The sequence below is a fragment of the Priestia sp. P5_B4 genome, from assembly GCF_056400385.1.
This window is the reverse complement of sequence record NZ_JBFULJ010000333.1, coordinates 1-3,945: the sequence shown is the minus strand read 5'-3', so window position 1 is coordinate 3,945 and position 3,945 is coordinate 1. Positions and strand designations below refer to the sequence as shown.

The 3,945-nt window shown below is 40.4% G+C and carries 4 protein-coding genes; 2 read left to right on the top strand and 2 right to left on the bottom strand.

The genetic code is table 11. From position 1 onward, the window contains the following. Positions 1 to 114 precede the first annotated feature (114 nt). Complete coding sequence (locus AC1DRF_RS18690; protein ID WP_162213720.1) at positions 115 to 999, bottom strand: fumarylacetoacetate hydrolase family protein; 885 nt, start codon at positions 997 to 999, stop codon at positions 115 to 117. Continuing rightward, positions 996 to 2,195, bottom strand: coding sequence for an amidase (locus tag AC1DRF_RS18685; protein ID WP_477741372.1), 1,200 nt, complete (start codon positions 2,193 to 2,195; stop codon positions 996 to 998). The genes AC1DRF_RS18690 and AC1DRF_RS18685 overlap by 4 nt, the downstream gene beginning before the upstream one ends. 203 nt (positions 2,196 to 2,398) lie before the next feature. On the opposite strand from AC1DRF_RS18685, the gene AC1DRF_RS18680 reads away from it, so the two are divergent. Both AC1DRF_RS18680 and AC1DRF_RS18675 read left to right on the top strand, forming a co-directional pair. Continuing rightward, positions 2,399 to 3,109 carry a M50 family metallopeptidase gene (locus AC1DRF_RS18680; RefSeq protein WP_034653933.1) on the top strand — a complete coding sequence of 237 codons (711 nt, stop codon included), beginning with the start codon at positions 2,399 to 2,401 and terminating at the stop codon, positions 3,107 to 3,109. Between the two features lie 148 nt (positions 3,110 to 3,257). Next, a partial coding sequence (locus AC1DRF_RS18675; RefSeq protein WP_477741371.1) for a hypothetical protein occupies positions 3,258 to 3,945 on the top strand: 688 nt, incomplete at its 3' end.

The window sequence follows — 3,945 nt, the reverse complement described above, 5'->3', positions numbered from 1 at the left end:
GTATATGATACCGCAGCTGTCTCTTTTAATTAGTATATCTACTAATTGTGAACTGAGTGTGAAGATATTCGTTTCTGCTCAAAAACCCGTGCGTGTAGGCAACGGGTTTTCTTCTTAGATTTGCTGAGGCACTTTCTTCATATCTTTTACTTTATTTTTTAATGGAAGCATCCCTTCAATATGACATTCAATACAGTCTCCGTCTTCAATAACAGCCGGTCCCGGCGTTCCGGTGAGGATGATGTCACCTGGATGCAGCGTCATGACTTTTGAGAAAAATGAAACACAGTATGCGATGTCGTAAATCATATTAGACACTGTATTTTCATGCTGCATGTCTCCATTTAGCAATGTGCGCACTTGAAGTGATTTTACGTTTGATATACTTTCTTTTGTGATAAATTCTGAGCCTATACTGCAAAAGGTATCAAAGCTTTTCGCTCGCATTAAGTAACGATGATTCGCCGCATGAATATCAGCTGCGGTTACGTCAATTGCTGACGTATAACCAGCAATTACGTTTATGGCTTCATCTGGCTCTATATCCTTACACGTTTCGCCGATTACCACCGCTAGTTCCGCTTCAGCCGTTGTTTTGTAGGACTGCTTTGGAATACGAATGCTGTCATCTGGTCCAATAATGGCGGTTGCGGGTTTTAAAAAACTAACTGGATCAATGGCACGGTCGTAGTCTTTTAGTTTTTCTTCAGAAGCCGCATAATTAAATCCAATGCCTAATAATTTCGACGGATTACTAATGATAGGAGCTGTTTTTCTGCCCTGCAAGTGTAGTACGGGAAAAGAGCTGTTCATACCAAATTTATTATGGGCGTACCATGTTTCAAGGTGGCGAAGTTCTTTATATTGAATAAGATCCCAAATTGTTGTAGACCAGTTTGTTAAATATTTAGTATTGATATCTTCTATAAGCAGAATGCTGTCATTATCTAAAATAGCTGCTTGTTCTTTCCCTTGCTCTATTATATTTACTAACTTCATGATACGCTCCTTACCGATGCTTGAATGATACGACCGCTGTTTTCTTTTACCCAATTTAATAATTTTTCATCTTGGTTGTATCCTGCAATAAAAGATAAACCGACTGGCAAACCGTCTAGTTCTCCTGCAGGTATCGTAACTTGGGGAAGACCGCTCAGGCCGGCAATACACGTCATTTGAAGTGTTCGCAATCTTCTGTTTTCTAATTCCGGTCCTTTTACATCTTTTACAGGCGCGGGTCCTGGAGCTGTAGGAAGTACTAATATTCCTTCTTCTCCAAGCTGTGAGTACATAAAATAGCGAAGTTCACGACGCTTTTCTTCTATATAATTCATATTTAATAATGTAAGAGTGCTGGCCCATTGAAAGCGGCTTCCGATGTCTTCTCCAAAGGTTGGATTTTCTTTTTGAATCCACTCTCCGTGCGTTTGCCAGATTTCTTTTCCTTGCAGCAAACGGAAAGTTTCCATATATGTAGAAAAACCCTGAGGAGCAATCGCTATTTCTTCTATAGTAGAAAAAGACTCCATTACGTGGTTAATAGAGGGCGCAAGAGCTCGCATGCTTTGTTCATCCACAAGTTCCATCACATATGTTGGTACATACAGCCGTGTAAATCCATTAGCACGCGACGCTGAATTCAATAAAACCGCTCCTACTTTTTGCAGAGTGTGGCCGTCTCTAGCCATTACACCAACTGTATCAAAGCTAGGAGCCAGTGGAATCAGACCGTTTGTAGAAATGCGTCCGTGAGAAGGACGATACCCGAAAATACCGCAGTAGCTTGAAGGAATTCGAACCGATCCTCCCGTATCTGTTCCAATCGCAAAATCAGTTATTCCCGCTGCGACAGCAACCGCTGATCCGCTTGAAGAACCTCCCGGAATTCGATCTGCGCTTTTTGGGTTTACCGGTGTTCCGTAATGCGCGTTTTCTCCATTTAATCCGTACATAAGCTCGTCAGTATGCGTAACTCCCTTTAGCGCAGCTCCTTCTTTTAAAAGAGCAGCTACTACGTCTGCATGTTCACTTGCAGGCTGATGCGTGGCGAGCCAATCTGGATTTCCCGCACTTGATATATGTCCTTGTACATCAAATACGTCTTTTAACGCAAAACTCAAGTTATTTAACATTCCCGTTCCCGTTGGAGGTACGTAAAGATCACTGTCTACAAATGCGTTCCACGTATCTTTCATTCAACCATCTCCTCGTTTCTTATATCTGTTTAGAATATAAAATTTGGAATAAGCTGGTCAATGAATGTGTCAGGTCTGTTAACATTAATATTATGTAAATTTCCCAGCTTCTCTTTTCCTAGAGAAACTAGCCGTTTTATTTCCCTTTTAGCACGTTTGCGAGTAAAGTAGAAACATATCATTTTACGAAAAGGACTATCGCGATGGAACAATCTACTACGCTTTTCTTATTTATTTTATTAGCTTTTGTGCTAACAAGAGGCATTCCATTTATAGGTTCATTTGCTCCTAGCATTAATCAGCTGCTTCGGCATATTGGACGTTATTTTTCAAATTTAAATACGATGTTTCATGAAGATGGCCACGCGTTAATGGGGCTTATTGTCGGAAAAGGCGTCAATCGCATTGAGCTGTATACCAATAATGAAGGCGTAGCTGTGACTGCCACCTACGCGGGATCCCGTGGATGGCTGCCGCGCGTCATTATTGCTTTAGCCGGCTACCCGTTCAGCTCAGCAATGGCTTATTTGTTTTTCTACCTGCTCGTTCACCATCACTACGACTGGCTTTTTTACGGGTTAGGAAGTGTGGTTGTTATTAATTTACTGCTTTGGGTACGTAACGGATACGGAATTGTATGGCTTTTTTCTATCGGTTTGATCCTCGGAGGTATTTATTATTTACAAGACCCACAGCTTACGCGCTACAGCATGATGTTTGTTGGTGCGCTGTTACTTGTAGAATCTCTATTTTCTGCCTTTATTATTTTTGTGTTAAGCATCAAATATCCACACGATGCAGGTGACGCTACGAGTTTAAAGCAGCTTACCCATCTTTCAGCACGCTTTTGGGGTTTTTTATTTTTCGCACAGGCCGTGTATGTGGCTTATTTGATTTTTCAACTGATTTATTAAAGACAAAATTCTATGATTTCTTAAGAAAAATTTGGGGATTTTATAATTTAAAGGAATAATTTACTTTTATGCACTAAATAATGGTTTACGAGTTCCCTTAATGAGGTATATATTGGGTACTATGAAGTCGTAAAGAGGTGTAGGATACTTGTCATTATTTTTAAAGTGGAAGCAAAAGAAGCATGAAAAAGAAGTAGAGCGTGTTCTTGAGGAATCAATCTCAAAAAGAAAAGACTACTGGAACACAATTGGACATGTAGACGGAGACGTATTAACTCATTTGTTAAATCCCATGTTTTTTGGCGGGCCTGCTTGGCCATCTGGACGTCAAACATTTATTCGCGTTCAAAAAACAGAGACGGTTATTCTCGCAAGTGACGGCTTGTCCGATCCGTTTCAATCCCCCGAAGAAAAGAGCCGAAAGCAAGGAAAAGGTTTAGAATTCTATATCGAATGCGATGATGAATCTCTGCGCGGACCTGTATCTGATATTCAGGATCACTGGGCATTTGACCTTCTTTATCAAATGAGTCAAAATGCTGCCGCTCATCTTAATATGCTAGAACTATTCATGAAGCACGATATTCTTTCAATTGAATTTACTGATTTGGACGTACCGTCTCATTTTGTAAATGAAAATGGAGAAATTGGTGTATTGCTAGGCGTTCAGTCTCCTTCTGTTTCAGCTAGCCTCTCTTTACCTTACGAATCTATTAAACTGATTAGCATGAAGCTTCTTACACCAAACGAATTAGAGTATGTACGCGAACAAGGAGCGCAAGGACGCAGACAGCTTGCTGAAACATTTCAGCTGTCAAAAAGTTATCATATTACCA

Bases quoted from the DNA above. Each gene is read 5' to 3' on its own strand.
- AC1DRF_RS18680 (WP_034653933.1), top strand. From the start codon at position 2,399: ATGGAACAATCTACTACGCTTTTCTTATTTATTTTATTAGCTTTTGTG.
- AC1DRF_RS18685 (WP_477741372.1), bottom strand. From the start codon at position 2,195: ATGAAAGATACGTGGAACGCATTTGTAGACAGTGATCTTTACGTACCT.
- AC1DRF_RS18690 (WP_162213720.1), bottom strand. From the start codon at position 999: ATGAAGTTAGTAAATATAATAGAGCAAGGGAAAGAACAAGCAGCTATT.